We start from the raw sequence: 17771 nt of genomic DNA on the forward strand, positions 1-17771 counted from the left end.
CGGCTGGAGCGACGAGGAGATCTTCGCCTCCTGCAAGATCGATCCGTGGTTCCTCGCGCAGATCCGCGACATCGTCGAAACCGAACTCAAGATCGGCAAGCACGGCCTGCCGCCGCATGCGCATGGCATGCGCGCGCTGAAGGCGAAGGGATTTTCCGACGCGCGCCTCGCGGTGCTGGTCGGCAAGACCGAGGCCGAGGTCAAGGCGCATCGGCGCGCGCTCGGCGTCCGCCCGGTGTTCAAGCGCATCGACACCTGCGCCGCCGAATTCGCCTCCCCCACCGCCTATATGTATTCGACCTATGAAGCCCCGTTCGCCGGCGGCGGCTCGGACGAAAGCGAGCCTTCGGACAAGAAGAAGGTCGTCATCCTCGGCGGCGGGCCGAACCGCATCGGCCAGGGCATCGAGTTCGACTATTGCTGCTGCCATGCCGCCTTCGCGCTCGAGGAGATCGGCATCGAGAGCATCATGGTCAACTGCAACCCGGAGACTGTCTCGACCGACTACGACACGTCGGACCGGCTCTATTTCGAGCCGCTGACGGCCGAGGACGTGCTCGAGCTGATCGACGTCGAAACGCGAAAGGGCACGCTTGCCGGCGTGATCGTGCAGTTCGGCGGCCAGACGCCGCTGAAGCTCGCCAACGATCTCGAGCGCGCGGGCATCCCGATCCTCGGCACCTCGCCCGACGCGATCGACCTCGCCGAGGACCGCGACCGCTTCAAGGACCTGCTCGACCGCCTCGGCCTGCGCCAGCCGCCGAACGGCATCGCCCGCTCGGCCGGGGAAGCGAAGGCGATCGCCGAGCGCATCGGCTATCCCGTCGTCATCCGCCCGTCCTATGTGCTTGGCGGCCGCGCGATGGAAATCGTGCGCGACGCGAACCATCTCGAACGCTACATCACCGAAGCGGTGGTCGTGTCCGGCAAGAGCCCGGTTCTGATCGACCACTATCTGCGCGATGCGATCGAGGTCGATGTCGATGCGCTCTGCGACGGCAAGGACGTGTTCGTCTGCGGCATCATGGAGCATATCGAGGAGGCGGGCGTTCATTCGGGCGACTCGGCCTGCTCGCTGCCGCCCTACTCGCTGCCGAAGGAAACCATTGCCGAGATCGAGCGCCAGACGCGCGAACTCGCGCTGGCGCTGAAGGTCGGTGGGCTGATGAACGTGCAATATGCCGTGCAGGACGGCACGATCTATGTGCTCGAAGTGAACCCGCGCGCCTCGCGCACCGTTCCCTTTGTCGCCAAGGTGATCGGCACGCCGGTCGCGAAGGTCGCTGCCAAGGTCATGGCGGGCGAGTCGCTTGCGGGCTTCGGCCTCAAGCCCTTCAGCTACGATCACGTGGCGGTGAAGGAAGCCGTCTTCCCCTTCGCGCGCTTCCTTGGCGTCGACACGATCCTCGGCCCGGAAATGCGCTCGACCGGCGAGGTCATGGGCCTCGACAGGAGCTTCGCCGTCGCCTTCGCCAAGAGCCAGATCGCGGGCGGCACCGCCGTCCCCGCATCGGGCACCGTCTTCGTCTCGGTCAAGGACAGCGACAAGGACAAGATCGTGAAGCCCGCGCGCAAGCTTCTCGACATGGGCTTCAAGCTCGTCGCGACGGGCGGCACGGCGCGCTTCCTGAAGGAGCAGGGGCTCGATGTCGGCACCATAAACAAGGTGCTCGAAGGCCGCCCCCACATCGTCGATGCGATCAAGAACGGTGAAATCGCGCTCGTCTTCAACACGACCGAAGGCGCGCAGGCGGTAGCCGATTCCATGTCGCTGCGGCGTGCGGCGCTGATGATGAAGGTGCCCTACTACACGACCGTCGCGGGCGCCCGCGCGGCCGTCGAAGGCATCGACGCCATCCGCAAGGGCCAGCTCGAAGTGGCCGCGCTCCAGTCATATGGAAGGGTTGCCACGGCGGCGGAGTAACGCGCGGCGCGCGCCGGAAAATTCTGGAATTGACCTTCGGCGCGCGCCTCGCCCACAATCAGACCTCGTAAACATCCCGACCGGAGTCGCTCGGCGGCTCCGGCGGGTTTTTATTGGCAAAAGCCGGACCCGGCCCATTTCGAGACAGGGCCTACTTAAGAGAGATCGTCCGACATGGAGAGGATTCCGATGACTTCCGAGGGCTACAAGTCCCTGGAAGAGGAAATCAAGTTTCTGAAGTCCGTTGAGCGTCCGCGCATCATCAAAGCGATCGCGGAAGCGCGCGAGCATGGCGACCTGTCGGAGAATGCGGAATATCACGCTGCCAAGGAGCAGCAGGGGCTGAACGAGAGCCGCGTCGCGGAACTCGAGGACAAGATCAGCCGCGCCGAAGTTATCGACGTCTCGAAGCTCTCCGGCGACACGGTCAAGTTCGGCGCAACGGTGACGCTGGTCGATGAGGACACGGACGAAGAAGCGACCTATCAGATCGTCGGCGAGATCGAGGCGGACGTGAAGAAGGGCCGCGTCTCGATCACCTCGCCCATCGCCCGCGCGCTCATCGGCAAGTCCGTCGGCGACAGCGTGGAGGTGAACACGCCCGGCGGCGGCAAGTCCTACGAGATCCTGAAGGTCGAGTACAAGTAAGGACTTTCTCCCTGCGATCCGGCTTCATGCCGGGGGTCCAGAGCCATAAGCTCGGAGTAGGCAATGCTGGATCCCGGGACGAGCCCGGGATGACAGCAGAGGTCGGGGGCGCAGGACGAATCCTGATCCCTACCCCTCCACCGTCTCCAGCGCCTCGAGCGGCACGCCGGCGAGATGCTTCGACTGGCGGATGGTGAGCGAGGTGCGCACGCTCGCCACATTGGGCGCAGGCGTGAGCCTCTCGGTGAGGAAGCTCTGGAACGTCGAGAGGTCGGGCGCGACGCATTTCAGGATGAAGTCGATATCGCCATTGAGCATATGGCACTCGCGTACCAGCGGCCATGAAGCGACCAGCGCTTCAAAGGCCTTGAGATCGGCCTCCGCCTGACTATGGAGCCCGACCATGGCGAAGACCGTGACCTCGAAACCAAGCGCCCTGCCATCGAGATCGGCGTGATAGCCTTGGATGAGCCCCGCCTTCTCGAGGGCGCGGACCCGGCGCAGGCATGGCGGCGCGGAAATGCCGACCCGCTCGGCGAGTTCGACATTGGTGATGCGCCCGTCATTCTGAAGCTCGGTCAGGATCCTGAGATCGATCGCATCGAGCTTGACCCGTTTCATGGCAATCCGGCGTGATTTGAGGTTCGATGGGCTGTACTTACTCCGAAAATCAGGATATTTCAGCAATAAAATTACTCGATGGCGCACGAATATGACCGAAATCACCTCGTCCGCCAGCGCCATGGAGTGCTGGATTCTGACGCATGACATAGCGGGCTTCGGCGGCATGACCGGCTTCGAGGTGCAGGCGCTCGGCGTGGCCGAGGCGCTGAATGTCACGCCAGTCGTCAAGCGGGTGAAGCCCTGCGCGCCCTATAGCTGGCTCGCGCCATGGGGGCCGGCCGCTCCCGCCGAAGGCATCGCGCCGCCATGGCCCGACCTCCTCATCGCCTCGGGCCGCCAGTCGATCCCCTATGCGCGCATGATCCGGCGGCGCTCGGGCGGCAGGACCTTCGTCGTCGTGCTTCAGGACCCGCGCGTCTCCCCGCGCCATTTCGATCTTGTCTGGGCTCCGGCGCATGACCGCCTTCAGGGCGCGAACGTGCTCTCGACGCTCACCTCGCCCCATCGCCTGACGCGCGAAAAGCTCGCGGTCGAAGCAAGACGGATCGAACCGCTGGTCGGCCACCTGCCCCGCCCCCGCGTCGCCGTTCTGCTCGGCGGATCGAACGCCGTTTACACATTCTCCGAAGATGCCGCCCGGCGCATCGGCGCGCAGCTTGCGGGCCTTGCCGATCATCGTCACGCCGGGCTCATGGTCACGCCCTCGCGCCGCACGGGCGAGACGCAGGCCCGCATCATCGCCGGGCACCTCGCCGGCAAGTCCGCCTTCATCTGGGACGGCGCGGGCGAGAACCCCTATTTCGGCATGCTCGGCCAGGCCGACGCCATCGTCGTGACCTGCGATTCCGTCAACATGGTGGGCGAGGCCGCCTCGACGGGGAAGCCCGTCTATGTCATCGAACTCGAAGGCGGCTCGCCGAAGTTCCGCCGCTTTCTCGACGCCATGTACGCTCATGGCGCGGCGCGACCCTTTGTCGGCCAGCTTGAAAGCTGGGAGTACGAGCCATTAAATGCTACCCATGAGATCGCGGACGCGATCACGCGCGGCATGGCTGCGCGCCGCAAAAGGTAAACAGACCCGGACGGGACCATGAGCCTCATCGACATCGAAGCCCTTCGCGCCACGCCGCTGAAGCGAGATCCCTATGATTATTTCGTCGTGCCGGGTTTTGTGAAAGGCGAAGCGCTGGACAAGGTCATCGCGGATTTTCCGCGGATCGATTCCACCGGCTCCATCCCGCCGAGCGAGCTCGACATCAAGGGCGCATTCGATCGCCTGCTGAAGGAAATGGATGGGCCTGAGTTCCGCAAGGCCATCGAGGAGAAGTTCGGCCTCGACCTTTCCTCGCGCCCGACCATGTTCACCGTTCGCGGCAATTGCGCGCGCTCGAATGGCAAGATCCACACCGACACGGAATCGAAGATCATCACCGTACTTCTCTATCTCAATCAGGATTGGGAAGCGAATGGCGGGCGGCTCCGCATCCTGCGTTCGGGAACGGACCTCAATGACGCGGCCGAGGAAGTCTCGCCCAATGGCGGCACACTTCTCGTCTTCCGCCGCTCCGACAATTCATGGCACGGCCACGAACCCTTCGAGGGGCCGCGGCGCGCCATCCAGATGAACTGGGTGCGCGACGAAGCGGTTGTCGAGCGCGAGCAGAAGCGCCACCGCTTCACCATGCTCCTGAAGCGGCTCAACCCGTTCGGCGGCGTCGCCGCGCGTGCATCCTGACGGAACCCGCCCATATGGCGCTCCAGATCGAAACCTTCAAGAATGCCGACCTCGCGCATGGCTGGCGGCCGGGCAACAATGCGGGCGGCGCGACGCTCTTCAAGGCGCTCGGCCATCCGCTCTCCGCCCCGCTCGGCCACGCGCTGATCGAGGATCTCGCCAAGGCCGGGCCCGTCGCCATCTACGACCCGACGCAGGCGGTCGGCAATTTCCACGCCTATTACGATCTCTCGCGCCTCGATATCGAGGGCTATTACGTGCAGCGCGTCGAGGATCTCGGCGACACGTTCAACGGCCACGAAGCGCGGCCGGTGAGCGAGCTCGCACGGTCGAAGGCGAGCGCCGTGCTCGTCCTTCTCTTCGATGCCGACAAGGCGCTCATCTCCATGCGCCACCTCATGCCGAAGGGCGCGCGCATCGCCTCGCTCGACGAGATGCGTCTGCCCGACGACATGCTCACCAATCGCGCCAGCTATCTCGATCCTCTGAACTTCGCGACGAACTTCGCGCTCATGCGCGAGATCAAGGGCGCGAACGGCGCGGACGGCATCCACACCCGCATCGCCAGCGCGAATTACTGGGCGCTGCATGGTGCGGAGAACCCCGAGCTCTGGCTCTGTCTCTTCGGTGAAGACGGCTCGCAGCTCGCCGAATGGCGCGAGACGCTGCCCGCCCCCGGCGCACCCTTCGCCATCGACAGCGCCGAGGTGCGCCATCGCTTCGGCCTCGACGACTTCACGGGCTCGCTCTTCATCCATGCGATCCGCATCAAGGGCCATGACGTCGTCAAATACGCGCTCGACATGTATGGCGAAGATGGCCGCGCGCTCTCCTGCAGCCATGACGCCAATGCATGGCCTGCCGACTATTATGCCGGCATGCCGGCGGGCGAGGACGACGAGCGCGTCACGCTCTTCATCCAGAACTCGCACCCCATGCCGATTCCGCCGCGCTCCATCGGCCTCAACATCATGGGCGCGCAGGACGTGTCCTGGTTCGACGAGGAGATCGCGCCCTTCGCGACGCGGGCGATAGCGGTCAACGATCTTCTCCCCCAGGCCAGATGGCCCGATCAGGTGGAGATCGTCGCCGGCCGCTATTTCGTGCGCCCGCGCTACGAGGTCCGGCGCGCGAGCGGGCAGCGCCGCATCGCACATGCCAATGTCGAGCGCACGGACCTGAAACCCAATCCCGAGATCCGCACGCTCGGCAAGGTGATGGGCAAGGGCTACATCATGCCGCTGCCCGTTCTGCCGCGCGGCGAATTCTCGACCGTCATGCTGCCGACGCCCATGGCGACGGAGCAGCACGAACTGCCGATCCGCGCCGAGCTCATCGACGCCTCCGGCAAGCCCGTCGCCTCGCGCTTCCTCGGCCGCATCCCGCGGCGCGAAAGCATCGAGCTCGACATCGAAAGCTGGATCGGCGAGGCCTCGCTCTCGCTCCCCTCAGGTTACGGCCATGTCGAGTTTCTCTATGACTTCCGCGATGGCGGCGACGGCGATGGCTGGCTCCATGCGCTTGGCCGCTTTGAGCAAAAGACGAGCGGGCATCGCGCCGAGACGATTTTCGGCGCGCATATCTACAACACCGCCGTCATCTACAAGGACGAGCCGCAATCCTATACGAACAAGCCGCCCGGACTGACGACGCGCCTCTTCCTGCGGCTCGGCCAAGGCGGAACGGCAAACGGGACGGCGAGCGGGCTCGACACCATGTGTCACCTGATCTACCCCGCCTCGACGCCCTGGCACGAGAAGAGCTCGACCCTCCTCATCCTGCACGACGCGGAAGGAAAGCCGGTGGCCGAAAGGCACATCGAGATAGCTTGCGGCGGCTCGCGCTTCTGGCGCCTCTCCGAAATGTTCGATAAGGACGAAATCGAGAGCATGGGTGGCGCGGGCTATGTGATCGTGCGCGACACCACCTGCCGCCTCTTCGGCTTTCACGGCCTTCTCAACGGCACGAAGAGCTTCTGCCTCGACCACATGTTCGGATTCTGATTTTCCGCTGAACCTTCCGACACAACGGTTCGCGGCGCTCCGAAGGGCTGGCAGCGGCACCCAACCAGATGACCAACGAATGAAATCTCTCGCCAACACGCTCGCGAAATTCCTGCCCGGGAAGCTCGCCGGACGCTTCGACTATCGCACGCGTCACCAGGAATTCTTCTTTCCCTATTGTGGCGGCGCGATGAACGGCCAGACGGCGCGGGCCGAATTCGTCCGTGAACTGATCGAGCATTGCGGGATAGAGCGCATCATCGAAACGGGGACCTATCGCGGCACCACGACCGAATGGTTCGGCCGCTTCGGCCTGCCCGTTCTTTCGGCCGAGGCCGTCGAGCGCTATGCGGAATTCTCGCGCCTGCGCGTGCGCAAGCTGCCCAATGTGCAGATCCACAGGAAGAATTCAGTCGATCTCCTGAAAGAGATCGTCGCGGCCAAGGATGGGCTCGAAAAGCCGACACTCTTCTACCTCGACGCGCATTGGTACGATTATCTGCCGTTGCGCGACGAATATGAGATCATCTGCGGGAACTTCACCCACCCGATCATGGTGGTGGACGATTTTCAGGTGCCCGACGATCCGGACTACACATATGACGATTACGGCCCCGGCAAGGCGCTGACGCTCGACTATTTTACGGCGAACGGCGCCGCCATGCCCGCGCATATCTTCTTTCCGGTGACGAAGGCCCGCTGGGAGACCGGCGCGCGGCGCGGCTGCGTGGTGCTGACGAATGACGCGGCGCTCGCCGAAACGATCGAGCGGCGCGTGCCGCTGCTGCGCCGCTGGCCCTCGGCCTGATCCCGAGCCGCAGCCGCCACCGTCAACGCCCGCGACATTCCGCCCCCCTTTCGCGGTTGCAGCATTTTTGCCCTTGAAATCTCTTTGTAATGCCTCTAACTAGCAACTTATAGTTTGGAGCCATTCCAAAGACAGTCACAAGTATCAGGAGCTAATGCAATGAGCGTTCTCGTCGGCAAACCCGCCCCGGACTTCACCGCCGCCGCCGTCCTCGCCGATGGCGAAATCGTCGAGGATTTCAACCTGAAGTCCCATCTCGCCGGCAGCTACGGGCTCGTCTTCTTCTATCCGCTTGATTTCACCTTCGTCTGCCCGTCCGAGATCCTCGCCTATTCGAACCGTGTGCCCCAGTTCAAGGAGCGCAACGTGAAGGTCGTCGCGGTGAGCGTCGACAGCCAGTACACGCACAATGCCTGGCGCAACACGGCGCCCAAGGATGGCGGCCTCGGCCCGGTGCAGTTCCCCATGGTCGCCGACATGACGAAGCAGATCGCGCGCGACTATGACGTGCTGATCGAGGACGCCGGCGTCGCCCTGCGCGGCACCTTCCTCATCGACCGCGAGGGTATCGTCCGCCACCAGCTCGTGAACGACCTGCCGCTCGGCCGCAACGCCGACGAGGCGCTTCGCATGGTCGACGCGCTCCAGTTCCACGAGGAGAATGGCGAAGTCTGCCCCGCCGGCTGGCAGAAGGGCGCGGAGGGGATGAAGGCCGACCCGAAGGGCGTCGCCGAATATCTCGGCACCCACGCGGAAGCGCTCTGAGCCGCGAGCCTGCAGCAACCTGTCACTTTTGGCCGGGCCGCCCTGCCCCTATATAGTGGGGCGGCCCCCCTCCGAAGCAACGGAACCATCATGTCCGAAACGAAGCACTCCAAGGTCCTCATCATCGGCGCCGGCGCGGCCGGCTACACGGCCGCGATCTATGCCGCGCGCGCCATGCTTGAGCCGACGATCATTCAGGGCATCCAGCCGGGCGGCCAGCTCACCATCACGACCGAGGTCGAGAACTATCCGGGCTTCGCCGAGGCGATCCAGGGCCCCTGGCTCATGGAGCAGATGGAAGCGCAGGCGCGCCACATGGGCACCAACATCGTCGCCGATACGATCGTGAACGCGGACCTCTCGCGGCGTCCGTTCCGTCTCACCGGCGACAGCGGCACGGTCTATACGGCCGATGCCCTCATCATCGCCACGGGCGCGCAGGCGAAGTGGCTCGGCCTCCCCTCCGAGCAGAAGTTCCAGGGCTTCGGCGTGTCGGCCTGCGCCACCTGTGACGGCTTCTTCTATCGCGGCAAGGAAGTGATCGTCGTCGGCGGCGGCAATACCGCTGTCGAGGAAGCGATCTTCCTCACCAATTTCGCCTCCAAGGTGACGGTCATTCACCGCCGCGGCGAATTCCGCGCCGAGAGGATCATGCAGGAGCGGCTGTTCCGCAATCCGAAGATCGAGGTGATCTGGGATTCGGTCATCGACAAAATCGTCGGAACTGAAGACCCGCTCGGCGTCACCGGCGCGAAGATCACCAACGTCAAGACGGGCGAGACACGCATCGTTCCCGCTCACGGCGTCTTCGTTGCTATCGGCCATGCTCCGCAGACGGAACTTTTTGCCGGACAGCTCGATATGAAGCCCGGCAACTATCTGAAGACGGTGCCCGGCACGGCGGCGACGAACGTTCCGGGCGTCTTTGCGGCGGGCGACGTGGCGGACGATGTCTATCGCCAGGCCGTGACGGCGGCCGGCATGGGCTGCATGGCGGCGCTCGAAGCCGAGCGCTTCCTCGCCGCGCAAGAGTCCCGCGCTGAAGCGGCCGAATAGTCCCCGGCACCGCGCAAACAAAAACGCCGCGAAGTCACCTTCGCGGCGTTTTTCGTTCGGACCCCGTGCGCCTCTCAGGCGAGCATGGAGCGCAGCATCCATGCGGTCTTTTCGCTCGCCTCCATGCGCTGCGTAAGAAGATCGGCCGTCGGCTCATCATGCGCGGCATCGGCAAGGGGAAAGATTTCGCGCGCCGTGCGCGTCACCGTCTCATGGCCCTTCACGAGATTGCGGATCATGTCTTCCGCGACGGGCACGCCCTCGTCTTCCTCGATCCGCGTCAGCTTCGCATAGGCCTTGTAGCCACCCGGCGCGGGGAAGCCCAGGGCACGAATACGCTCGGCGACGAGATCGACCGCGGCCCAGAGTTCGTTGTACTGCGTCTCGAACATGAGATGCAGCGTGTTGAACATCGGGCCGGTCACGTTCCAGTGATAGTAATGGGTCTTGTGATAGAGCGTGTAGGTGTCCGCGAGCAGGTGCGACAACCCGTCAGCGATCTTCGCCCTGTCCTTCTCCGGAATGCCGATATCGATCTGCATGGTCGAGCCTCCTTGATGTTGGACAAACAATTATAGCGCCCACGCATCGCATTACAATACGAGTTATAATCGCTCTAAGTTATTGCGCGGGATTTTCCGTATGCGGCTGACCAAGAAAATCGCCGGCTCCCGAAGGAAGCCGGCGATGCAGCGTCGGATTTGAGCTGAGCGTCAGCGCAGGCTGGCGCAGAAGCGCTGGATGCGCTCGCAGGCCTTGGTCAACGCCTCGGTCGAGGTCGCATAGGAAATGCGGAAGAAGGGCGACAGGCCGAAAGCCTCGCCATGCACGACGGCGACGCCCTCTTCCTCCAGCAGCGCCTCGACGAAATCCTGATCGGTCTTGATGACGCGGCCCTTCGGCGTCGTCTTGCCGATGCAGCCCTCGCAGGAAGGATAGACATAGAACGCGCCTTCAGGCGTCGGGCATTTGATGCCCTTGGCCTGATTGAGCATGGAGACGACGAGATCGCGCCGTGCCTTGAAGCTCTCGGCGCGCTCGGGAATGAAGTGCTGCGTGCCATTCAGCGCCTCAACCGCGGCCCACTGGCTGATCGAGGTCGGGTTCGAGGTCGACTGGCTCTGAATGGTCGTCATCGCCTTGATGAGTTCGACGGGGCCCGCGCAATAGCCGATGCGCCAGCCCGTCATGGCATAAGCCTTCGACACGCCGTTCATCGTCAGTGTACGGTCATAAAGCTTCGGCTCGACCTGCGCCGGCGTCACGAACTTGAAGCCATCATAGGACAGGTGCTCATACATGTCGTCGGACAGGATCCAGACATGCGGATGGCGCAGCAGAACGTCGGTGAGCTTCTTCAGCTCTTCATGCGTATAGGCCGCGCCGGTCGGGTTCGACGGCGAGTTGAAGATGAACCACTTGGTCTTCGGCGTGATCGCCTTTTCCAGCGCCTCGGGCTGGAGCTTGAAATTCGTCTCCATGCCCGCTCTGGCGAATACGGGCGTGCCGCCGAGCAGCTCCACGATATCGGGATAGGAGACCCAATAGGGCGCGGGAATGACGACCTCGTCGCCCGGGTTCAGCGTCGCCGCCATGGCGTTGAAGATGATCGGCTTGCCGCCCGGCGCGACGAAGCACTGGGCAGGCGTGTAATCGAGCCCGTTCTCGCGCTTGAACTTCGCGGCGATGGCCTGCTTCAGCTCCGGGATGCCGTCGACGGCGGTGTACTTCGTCTCGCCGCGCTGGATCGCCGCGATGGCCGCGGCCTTGATGTTTTCCGGCGTGTCGAAATCGGGCTCGCCAGCGCCGAGGCCAATGACATCGACGCCCTGCGCTTTCAGATCGCGCGCTTTCTGGGTCGCGGCAATTGTTGCCGACGGCTTGATGCGCTTCAGCGAGTCCGAAAGGAAGGCCATGATCGTCACTCCGGGAGATTGGGCGCCGGGCGGGTTCCACGCCCCGCGCGCGACAAAACGTGCCTTTCCGGGCTCCCCGGAAAAGCGGCGCAAACCTAAGCTGCCTTCCCTTGCGGCGCAACAGGGGGCGGCCGAAAAGATTCGGTTTTTCAGGCCCCGTGGCGCTTCGGCACATCGGGCGCGGGAGCGAGGCTCGTCGCCGCCGCGAGGTTCAGAGGACGCTCTCCTCGCGCCATTCGACGGGCTCTCCAAGCCGCATCTCGACCGGCACGACGCCCGCCCAGACAGGCAGCGCCATGTCCTCGGGATCGTCGTTGGGCCCGCCCTGCCTCACCTTGGCCACGACCTCGACGAGCGGTACGCGCAGCACCTCCGTCGCCTTCAGCTCCTGCGTGTTGGCCGGGCGCGCTTCCTTCGAGCGGCCCGCCGCGAGGCGCTCGACGAAGCGGTCGAGGGCTTCCGGCTTTTCCAGCGTCGGAACGGGCTCCGCCCTCCCATGCACGATGACCGAGCGGTAATTCATGGAGTGATGGAAGGCGGAACGCGCAAGCACCAGCCCGTCGAGCAGGGTGACCGTCAGGCAGAGCGGCACCCCGGCCGCGAGCGTCCGCATGATGCGGCTTTTGCGGGAGCCGTGCAGCAGTACGCTGTCACCCATGCGGACATAGGCCATCGGAATGACGACGGGTCCTGCCTCCACCGCGAAGGCCACATGCGCCACATAGCCGGCATCGAGAATGCGATGCGCCGTCTCGCGCTCATAGGCGGCGCGCTGCGCCACCTGCTTCACCCTGTGGACCGCCGAAGTCTCGAACACGCTCACGATCGGAACCTTTCCCTGAGAGGACGGATGCGCCCGCCGTCGTCCCGAAGTAGATCGCAAGAATGGTTCCCTCAAAAGGTCCATTTGATTTAGATTACAAGAGCCAATTTGACACGCGAAGGACATGCCGAATGCCGCGCCCCTCTTTGCCTCTCGGCACCATCTCCCTCGACCCGCAGGCCGGCCCTCCGCTCTACCGGCAGCTTTATGACGCGCTCCGCGAGGCGATCCTCGATGGCAGGCTCGGCGCCGGGGCGCGCCTTCCCTCATCGAGAGCGCTGGCGGCCGATCTCGCCATTGGCCGCAACACGGTGCTCGCGGCCTATGAACAACTGGCGGCGGAAGGCTATCTCGAGGGACGCATCGGCTCGGGAACCCGGATCGCATCTCACCTTCCCGACCGCCTACTCGAAGCGGCCTCGCATCCCCGAAGCGCGGACGCCGGAGAGCACGCCGCGCCCGTCTCCCTTTCCCGCCGCGGTCAGGCGCTTTCCCTCATCCGCCGTCCCGTGTCGCGCTATGAACGCGGTCAGGGCCGCGCCTTCCAGCACGGCCTCCCCTCGATCGAGCATTTCCCGTTCGAACTCTGGGGCCGGCTTCTCGCGCGCCGCGCCCGGGACCGGAACGGCAGCATCTTAGGATATGAAACCGTCGAGGGCTTCCTGCCCCTGCGCGAGGCGATCGCCGCCCATGCCGGAGCGGCACGCGGCGCGATCTGCACGCCCGATCACGTAATCGTGACCACGGGCGCGCAGGCGGCGCTCGATCTCGTGGCCCGAATGGCGCTCGATCCCGGCGACAGGGTATGGATCGAGGAGCCAGGATATATCGGCGCGCGGGGCGCCTTTCTCGGCGCAGGCGCCGACCTCGTTCCCGTGCCGGTCGATGACGAAGGTCTTGATGTCGAGGCGGGCCTCGCGGCGGAACCGAACCCCCGCCTCATCTATGTCACGCCGTCACATCAGTTCCCGCTCGGCGTGACGCTCTCGCTGCAAAGGCGGCTTGCTCTTCTCGACGCCGCGAAACGCGCCGGCGCCTGGATCGTCGAGGATGATTACGATTCCGAATATCGCTTTACCGGCCGCCCCATCGCGTGCCTGCAGGGCCTAGATCGCGCGCATCGCACTCTCTATATGGGCACCTTCGCCAAGACGCTCTTCCCGGCGCTGAAGCTCGGCTACCTCATCGTGCCCGACAGGCTCGTCGATCCTTTCCGGGCAGCGATCCGTTCGAGCGGCCACATACCGCCTGCCGCGATGCAGGCCGCGCTTGCCGATTTCATGCATGGCGGACATTTCGGCACGCATGTCAGGCGCATGCTCGGCATCTATGCGGAACGTCGCGCTTGTCTCGCTGCAAGACTGGAGGGCGAATTGTCAGGATTTTTGACAGCGGCGCCGAGCGAAGGAGGCATGCAGGTCGCGGCCTGGCTGACCAGCGCGGGCAAAGATGCCGCCGCCTCGGCGGCAGCGGCGCATGCGGATGTCATCGCCACACCGCTCTCGACTTATTACATCGGCGCAAAAAAGCGGCAGGGCCTGCATCTCGGCTTTGCAGCAATACCGGAACCGATGATCAAGAAAGCAGCACAACGCCTAGAAAACGCGCTTTCCCTGCATGAAAAAGAGACACGGAGCCAAGCTCCGCATACTGTCAAATCCTCGCGCGCGCGACGCTAGACATCGCGAAATCCAAGATTCCCATAGATTTTATCTCAGGTCGGGACAGAACGACTGACCGATAGTCAGTTAGTATTCTTTACAAATGCATCTTTTCCGCTCATTCTGATCACACGCTGCAATCACTGCTTACAGTCCGATCAGTATATTCACTTATCGTAGTAGCCCTTATTTATTTGCAGCAAATTACCAGTATCATCTGATCCAGGCGCCATACCCGTTCGTAAGCAAGCGACGTCGATGTTCGTGTCGGTGTGGAGGGGCGCAGTGAACGTGATGTTGGAAAAGTATCGGCAGTCTGTCAGTGCCTCCAAAAGGGCGGCCATCCTCAAGGCCGGCCGGGAGAGCTTTCTCGCCAACGGCTATAGCGGCACCGCGGTCGCGGACATAGCGAGAAACGCCGACGTTTCCACCGCCACGCTCTACAAGCACTTCGCCTCCAAGGAAGAACTTTTCGCCGCAGTGGTAAGAGACGCCTATGGCTTCCGGGACGGCGAATACGCCAACCTTCCGGAAGACGTGAACATCGAGGACTTTCTCGTCGGCGTGATACGCCGCTATCTCGACACCCAGTTCGACCGGAAGATCAACGCGCTCTTGCGTATCGTCATCGCGGAGGTGCCGCATGCACCGGACCTCGCCCGCGATCTCTATGAAAACCTGATCACGATCCGTTATCGGGAACTTGAAAGCATCCTTGAAGGGCTCATCGCACAGGGCAGGCTGAAACCCCATGATGCGAAATATGGCGTGCGCCTCATCGGCGGCGCCATCAAGGACTATTTCATCTGGCCCGCACTTTTCGACGCGAACTTCTCCCTTCCTCCGGAGACGGATGAAATCCTCCATCGTACGGTCCGTGACTTCCTCACGCTCTACGCTGCCGGACGATAGAAAAGTGCAGTTCGTGCCGCGACTACACGCGCTTTCCCCCTCCTGAAACGACAGGAAATCAACACATTGGGCCTCGAAGAATATCGAAGATCAGTCAGCGAATCGAAGCGCGCTTCCATCCTGAGGGCGGCCCGCGCCGCCTTCCTGAAAGATGGCTTCAGCCGCGCCGCCGTCGCCGAAATCGCGAACATGGCGGATGTGTCCACCGCCACGCTCTACAAACACTTCGAATCCAAGGAAGAACTCTTCGCCGCCGTGGCAAAGGATGCCGCCATGGCAGTCGGCGACTATTCCAACCTTCTCGACCCGGACATAGCACCGCGGGAGGCTTTCCTCACCCTCTCCCGCGCCTATCTCGCCACCCAGTTCGAGAACCATGTGAACGACCTCATGCGTATCATCATCGCAGAGGTGCCATCACATCCCGAGCTTGCCCGGGAGATGATGGATCTCATCGTTGGGCGGCGTCACCGCAGCCTCCAGAACGTCCTCGACAAGCTCGTCGCCCAGGGCATGCTCAGGCCGCACGACACGGCGCTTTCGGCAAAGCTCGCAAGTGGAATGATCAAGGAGCTTTTTGTCTGGCCGGCGCTTTTCAATGCCGATTTCAGACTGCCGGAGGACACCGAAGTGAAGATCGGCATGGCCGCCAATGTGTTTCTTGCCCGCTACGGCATCGACACCACCGGACAAGGAATGACGTGATGACTATGGAACAAGTCTCGCAACGATCCGTAACCGACATGAAGCACGCCGATGTGCTGAAGGCCGCCCTCACGCACTTCCTGAAGCACGGTTACACCGGCGCCGCCATGGCCGACATCGCCCGCGACGCCGATGTTTCGACCGCGACGCTCTACAAATATTTCCGCTCGAAGAAGGAGCTCTTCACCACCATTGCGATGAATGCGGCTCATGCGGTACGGGATCTCGACGAGCTGACGCTGGAGAAGGCGCCCCCGGAAGAGATCTTCAGCCACCTCCTTCTCATCTACTGGGAAGCCCAGCAGGAAGGCCATGTCAACGATCTCATGAGGATCGTGATCGCGGAATCCCGCTCCTCGCCTGATATCGCACGCACGATCTTCAAGAGCGTCGTCGAGATGCGTTATCGGGGCATCAAGAAGCATCTCGACCTGATGGTGGAGCGCGGCGTGCTGAAGCCCCATGACACGAATCTGGGCGCGAGGCTTGCCATCGGCATGCTCCGAGAAGTCTTCGTCTGGCCTGCGATGTTCGATCCGGAATTCAGGATTCCGCCCGACGCGCTCGATCAGGCGCGCGAGGCCTACAACGTCTATATGGCCTGTTTCGCCGCAGAAGAGGCGCAGGAAGCGCAGCTCGCCTGACCGCCGCCAGGGCGGCCTGGCCGTCAGCGAAGCCGGATTTCGCCGGGATCGCCGCGCTTGTCCGGCTGCGGCCTCGCAATCCTGATCGCATTCACGATGTCGTCGGGCGTATCGAGATCGGCGATCCAGAGCCGGTCACCGGATACCATCTTCATGTCGAGCGCGCCGCCCCCAAAGAGACGCTGCGGAAACGAGCGCCGCACGCGCATGAAGGCGATCTCGTTGGCGCCGACGCGCATCTCATGCCGATGGATGAAGCCCTGCCGCAAAAGGAGTTCGCGGAGGCCGTCCGCCGGCCCCTCGCCGTCTCCGCGCGCCCTCACCTCGACCGAGAGAACCCGCGCTCGAATGGCTGCGAAGAGAAGAAGCAGCGGCACCGCCAGCACCTCGACCGCCAGTGCGAGCGCCCCGAGCCCCTTCAGGGGAGGCTCGTGCAACCTCGCCCAGCCATAGACGAGCGCCCAGACGATGGCGACGACCATCGTCGGCAGATAGATCGTCCAATGCGCCCGCGCCGTGGCGAGCGGCTGAGAAAGTCCGGCGTTCATGGCAAATGAGGATCGCAGACAAGCGCGGCGATGGGAAGTGCCGCAGGACCGCCCGCGCCCGGCAAAAGCGATTTCACTTTCGGCATCTCCGCATTAGGCTCGGCCCAAAGAAATTCACCAGACCGAAGCAACCGAAGGACTGATTTGATGAGCGAACGGATTTCCCTCTCGATCGAGGGTGGCGTGGCGGATGTGCGCCTCACCCGCGCGGACAAGATGAACGCACTCGACGACGCCATGTTCGAGGCGCTGATCTCGACCGGCGAGCGGCTTTCGCAGGAAAAGGGCGTGCGCGCCGTGGTCATTTCCGGCGAGGGCCGCGCCTTCTGCGCCGGCCTCGATATGGGCAATTTCGGCCGCATGGCCGCGCCGAAGGAGAAGGAGGCGAGCAAGAGCGAAAGCAGCATGATCGGGCGGCTCGAGAAGCGCACCCATGGCATAGCCAACCGTCCGCAGCATGCGGTCTGGGTCTGGCGCGAACTGCCCGTGCCCGTCATCGCGGCGGTTCACGGCACGGCCTTCGGCGGCGGCTTCCAGCTCATGCTCGGCGCCGACATCCGCTATGTCGCGCCGGATACCCGGCTCTCCATCATGGAGATCAAATGGGGCCTCGTGCCCGACATGGCGGGCACGCAGATCATGCGCCATCTCGTCCGCGAGGATATTGTCCGTGAGCTGACCTATACGGGCCGCATTTTCAGCGGCGAGGAAGCGGGACAGTATGGCTTTGCGACACGCGTGACGGCAAACCCCCGCGAGGAGGCGCTGGCGACGGCGCGCGAGATCGCGGGCAAGAGCCCCGATGCGATCCGCGCGGCCAAGAGGCTTCTCAATCTCGCGCCTGTGGCCGAGCCCGTCGCGGGCCTCATCGCCGAATCCGTGGAGCAGGACCGCCTCATCGGCAGCCCCAACCAGATCGAGGCGATCATGTCGAACCTCGAAAAGCGCGCCGCGAACTATAAGGACTGAACGAGCCGGACGAGGGCGGGGTCTTTCAAT

General features: G+C 63.6%; 18 protein-coding genes. 13 read left to right on the forward strand and 5 right to left on the reverse strand.

Going from position 1 to position 17771, the window contains the following annotated elements:
- Positions 1–1924, forward strand: a 1924-nt coding sequence (carB, locus tag WBG82_RS03555; protein WP_424421469.1) for a carbamoyl-phosphate synthase large subunit, incomplete at its 5' end; no start/stop codon positions are given.
- Positions 1925–2098: 174 nt separating this feature from the next.
- Complete coding sequence (greA, locus tag WBG82_RS03560) at positions 2099–2572, forward strand: transcription elongation factor GreA (RefSeq protein WP_424421472.1); 474 nt, start codon at positions 2099–2101, stop codon at positions 2570–2572.
- Positions 2573–2701: 129 nt separating this feature from the next.
- Here the strand turns inward: greA and WBG82_RS03565 are convergent, their stop codons facing one another.
- Positions 2702–3193, reverse strand: coding sequence for an Lrp/AsnC family transcriptional regulator (locus WBG82_RS03565; protein WP_424421474.1), 492 nt, complete (start codon positions 3191–3193; stop codon positions 2702–2704).
- A gap of 91 nt (positions 3194–3284) precedes the next feature.
- On the opposite strand from WBG82_RS03565, the gene WBG82_RS03570 reads away from it, so the two are divergent.
- The 6 genes from WBG82_RS03570 (at position 3285) to trxB (ending at position 9563) form a co-directional block, all read left to right on the forward strand.
- Complete coding sequence (locus WBG82_RS03570; RefSeq protein ID WP_424421477.1) at positions 3285–4268, forward strand: mitochondrial fission ELM1 family protein; 984 nt, start codon at positions 3285–3287, stop codon at positions 4266–4268.
- Between the two features lie 18 nt (positions 4269–4286).
- Entirely contained in the window at positions 4287–4931 is a 645-nt protein-coding gene (locus tag WBG82_RS03575; protein ID WP_424421480.1) for a 2OG-Fe(II) oxygenase, read from the forward strand.
- A gap of 14 nt (positions 4932–4945) precedes the next feature.
- Positions 4946–6934: a hypothetical protein gene (locus tag WBG82_RS03580; RefSeq protein ID WP_424421482.1), complete on the forward strand. Its 1989-nt coding sequence runs from the start codon at positions 4946–4948 to the stop codon at positions 6932–6934.
- 79 nt (positions 6935–7013) lie between these two features.
- On the forward strand, positions 7014–7742 hold the full coding sequence (locus tag WBG82_RS03585) for a hypothetical protein (RefSeq protein WP_424421484.1): 729 nt from the start codon (positions 7014–7016) through the stop codon (positions 7740–7742).
- Positions 7743–7901: 159 nt separating this feature from the next.
- The gene (locus WBG82_RS03590) at positions 7902–8507 is read left to right on the forward strand and encodes a peroxiredoxin (RefSeq protein ID WP_424421486.1); all 606 of its coding nucleotides are present in this window, start codon (positions 7902–7904) and stop codon (positions 8505–8507) included.
- Between the two features lie 90 nt (positions 8508–8597).
- Entirely contained in the window at positions 8598–9563 is a 966-nt protein-coding gene (gene trxB, locus WBG82_RS03595; RefSeq protein WP_424421488.1) for a thioredoxin-disulfide reductase, read from the forward strand.
- A gap of 74 nt (positions 9564–9637) precedes the next feature.
- Here trxB and WBG82_RS03600 read toward each other — a convergent pair whose 3' ends face one another.
- The 3 genes from WBG82_RS03600 to WBG82_RS03610 all read right to left on the reverse strand — a co-directional run bounded on the left by WBG82_RS03600 (position 9638) and on the right by WBG82_RS03610 (position 12302).
- Positions 9638–10105, reverse strand: coding sequence for a Dps family protein (locus WBG82_RS03600; RefSeq protein WP_424421491.1), 468 nt, complete (start codon positions 10103–10105; stop codon positions 9638–9640).
- Positions 10106–10276: 171 nt separating this feature from the next.
- A complete protein-coding gene (locus WBG82_RS03605; protein WP_424421494.1) occupies positions 10277–11479 on the reverse strand; it encodes a pyridoxal phosphate-dependent aminotransferase in 1203 nt (400 codons plus the stop codon).
- Positions 11480–11690: 211 nt separating this feature from the next.
- The gene (locus tag WBG82_RS03610; RefSeq protein ID WP_424421497.1) at positions 11691–12302 is read right to left on the reverse strand and encodes a pyridoxamine 5'-phosphate oxidase family protein; all 612 of its coding nucleotides are present in this window, start codon (positions 12300–12302) and stop codon (positions 11691–11693) included.
- Positions 12303–12433: 131 nt separating this feature from the next.
- Here WBG82_RS03610 and WBG82_RS03615 point away from each other — a divergent pair, with 131 nt between their 5' ends.
- The 4 genes from WBG82_RS03615 to WBG82_RS03630 all read left to right on the forward strand — a co-directional run bounded on the left by WBG82_RS03615 (position 12434) and on the right by WBG82_RS03630 (position 16224).
- The gene (locus tag WBG82_RS03615; RefSeq protein ID WP_424421499.1) at positions 12434–13981 is read left to right on the forward strand and encodes a PLP-dependent aminotransferase family protein; all 1548 of its coding nucleotides are present in this window, start codon (positions 12434–12436) and stop codon (positions 13979–13981) included.
- A gap of 276 nt (positions 13982–14257) precedes the next feature.
- Complete coding sequence (locus WBG82_RS03620) at positions 14258–14875, forward strand: TetR/AcrR family transcriptional regulator (RefSeq protein ID WP_424421640.1); 618 nt, start codon at positions 14258–14260, stop codon at positions 14873–14875.
- Between the two features lie 66 nt (positions 14876–14941).
- Positions 14942–15580, forward strand: coding sequence for a TetR/AcrR family transcriptional regulator (locus WBG82_RS03625; RefSeq protein WP_424421502.1), 639 nt, complete (start codon positions 14942–14944; stop codon positions 15578–15580).
- Positions 15580–16224, forward strand: a complete 645-nt coding sequence (locus WBG82_RS03630) for a TetR/AcrR family transcriptional regulator (protein ID WP_424421505.1) — start codon at positions 15580–15582, stop codon at positions 16222–16224. Before WBG82_RS03625 ends, WBG82_RS03630 begins: the two co-directional genes overlap by 1 nt.
- Before the next feature lie 23 nt (positions 16225–16247).
- Here WBG82_RS03630 and WBG82_RS03635 read toward each other — a convergent pair whose 3' ends face one another.
- Complete coding sequence (locus WBG82_RS03635; protein WP_424421507.1) at positions 16248–16772, reverse strand: hypothetical protein; 525 nt, start codon at positions 16770–16772, stop codon at positions 16248–16250.
- Positions 16773–16919: 147 nt separating this feature from the next.
- Here WBG82_RS03635 and WBG82_RS03640 point away from each other — a divergent pair, with 147 nt between their 5' ends.
- Positions 16920–17741, forward strand: coding sequence for a crotonase/enoyl-CoA hydratase family protein (locus WBG82_RS03640; RefSeq protein WP_424421510.1), 822 nt, complete (start codon positions 16920–16922; stop codon positions 17739–17741).
- The last annotated feature ends 30 nt before the right edge of the window (positions 17742–17771 follow it).

This window comes from Parvibaculum sp., assembly GCF_049671045.1.
Lineage (GTDB): Bacteria > Pseudomonadota > Alphaproteobacteria > Parvibaculales > Parvibaculaceae > Parvibaculum.

Excerpts from the sequence above, each read along its gene's own strand:
- greA (WP_424421472.1), top strand. The coding sequence starts at position 2,099 with ATGGAGAGGATTCCGATGACTTCCGAGGGCTACAAGTCCCTGGAAGAG.
- WBG82_RS03565 (WP_424421474.1), bottom strand. The coding sequence starts at position 3,193 with ATGAAACGGGTCAAGCTCGATGCGATCGATCTCAGGATCCTGACCGAG.
- WBG82_RS03570 (WP_424421477.1), top strand. The coding sequence starts at position 3,285 with ATGACCGAAATCACCTCGTCCGCCAGCGCCATGGAGTGCTGGATTCTG.
- WBG82_RS03575 (WP_424421480.1), top strand. The coding sequence starts at position 4,287 with ATGAGCCTCATCGACATCGAAGCCCTTCGCGCCACGCCGCTGAAGCGA.
- WBG82_RS03580 (WP_424421482.1), top strand. The coding sequence starts at position 4,946 with ATGGCGCTCCAGATCGAAACCTTCAAGAATGCCGACCTCGCGCATGGC.
- WBG82_RS03585 (WP_424421484.1), top strand. The coding sequence starts at position 7,014 with ATGAAATCTCTCGCCAACACGCTCGCGAAATTCCTGCCCGGGAAGCTC.
- WBG82_RS03590 (WP_424421486.1), top strand. The coding sequence starts at position 7,902 with ATGAGCGTTCTCGTCGGCAAACCCGCCCCGGACTTCACCGCCGCCGCC.
- trxB (WP_424421488.1), top strand. The coding sequence starts at position 8,598 with ATGTCCGAAACGAAGCACTCCAAGGTCCTCATCATCGGCGCCGGCGCG.
- WBG82_RS03600 (WP_424421491.1), bottom strand. The coding sequence starts at position 10,105 with ATGCAGATCGATATCGGCATTCCGGAGAAGGACAGGGCGAAGATCGCT.
- WBG82_RS03605 (WP_424421494.1), bottom strand. The coding sequence starts at position 11,479 with ATGGCCTTCCTTTCGGACTCGCTGAAGCGCATCAAGCCGTCGGCAACA.
- WBG82_RS03615 (WP_424421499.1), top strand. The coding sequence starts at position 12,434 with ATGCCGCGCCCCTCTTTGCCTCTCGGCACCATCTCCCTCGACCCGCAG.
- WBG82_RS03620 (WP_424421640.1), top strand. The coding sequence starts at position 14,258 with ATGTTGGAAAAGTATCGGCAGTCTGTCAGTGCCTCCAAAAGGGCGGCC.
- WBG82_RS03630 (WP_424421505.1), top strand. The coding sequence starts at position 15,580 with ATGACTATGGAACAAGTCTCGCAACGATCCGTAACCGACATGAAGCAC.
- WBG82_RS03635 (WP_424421507.1), bottom strand. The coding sequence starts at position 16,772 with ATGAACGCCGGACTTTCTCAGCCGCTCGCCACGGCGCGGGCGCATTGG.
- WBG82_RS03640 (WP_424421510.1), top strand. The coding sequence starts at position 16,920 with ATGAGCGAACGGATTTCCCTCTCGATCGAGGGTGGCGTGGCGGATGTG.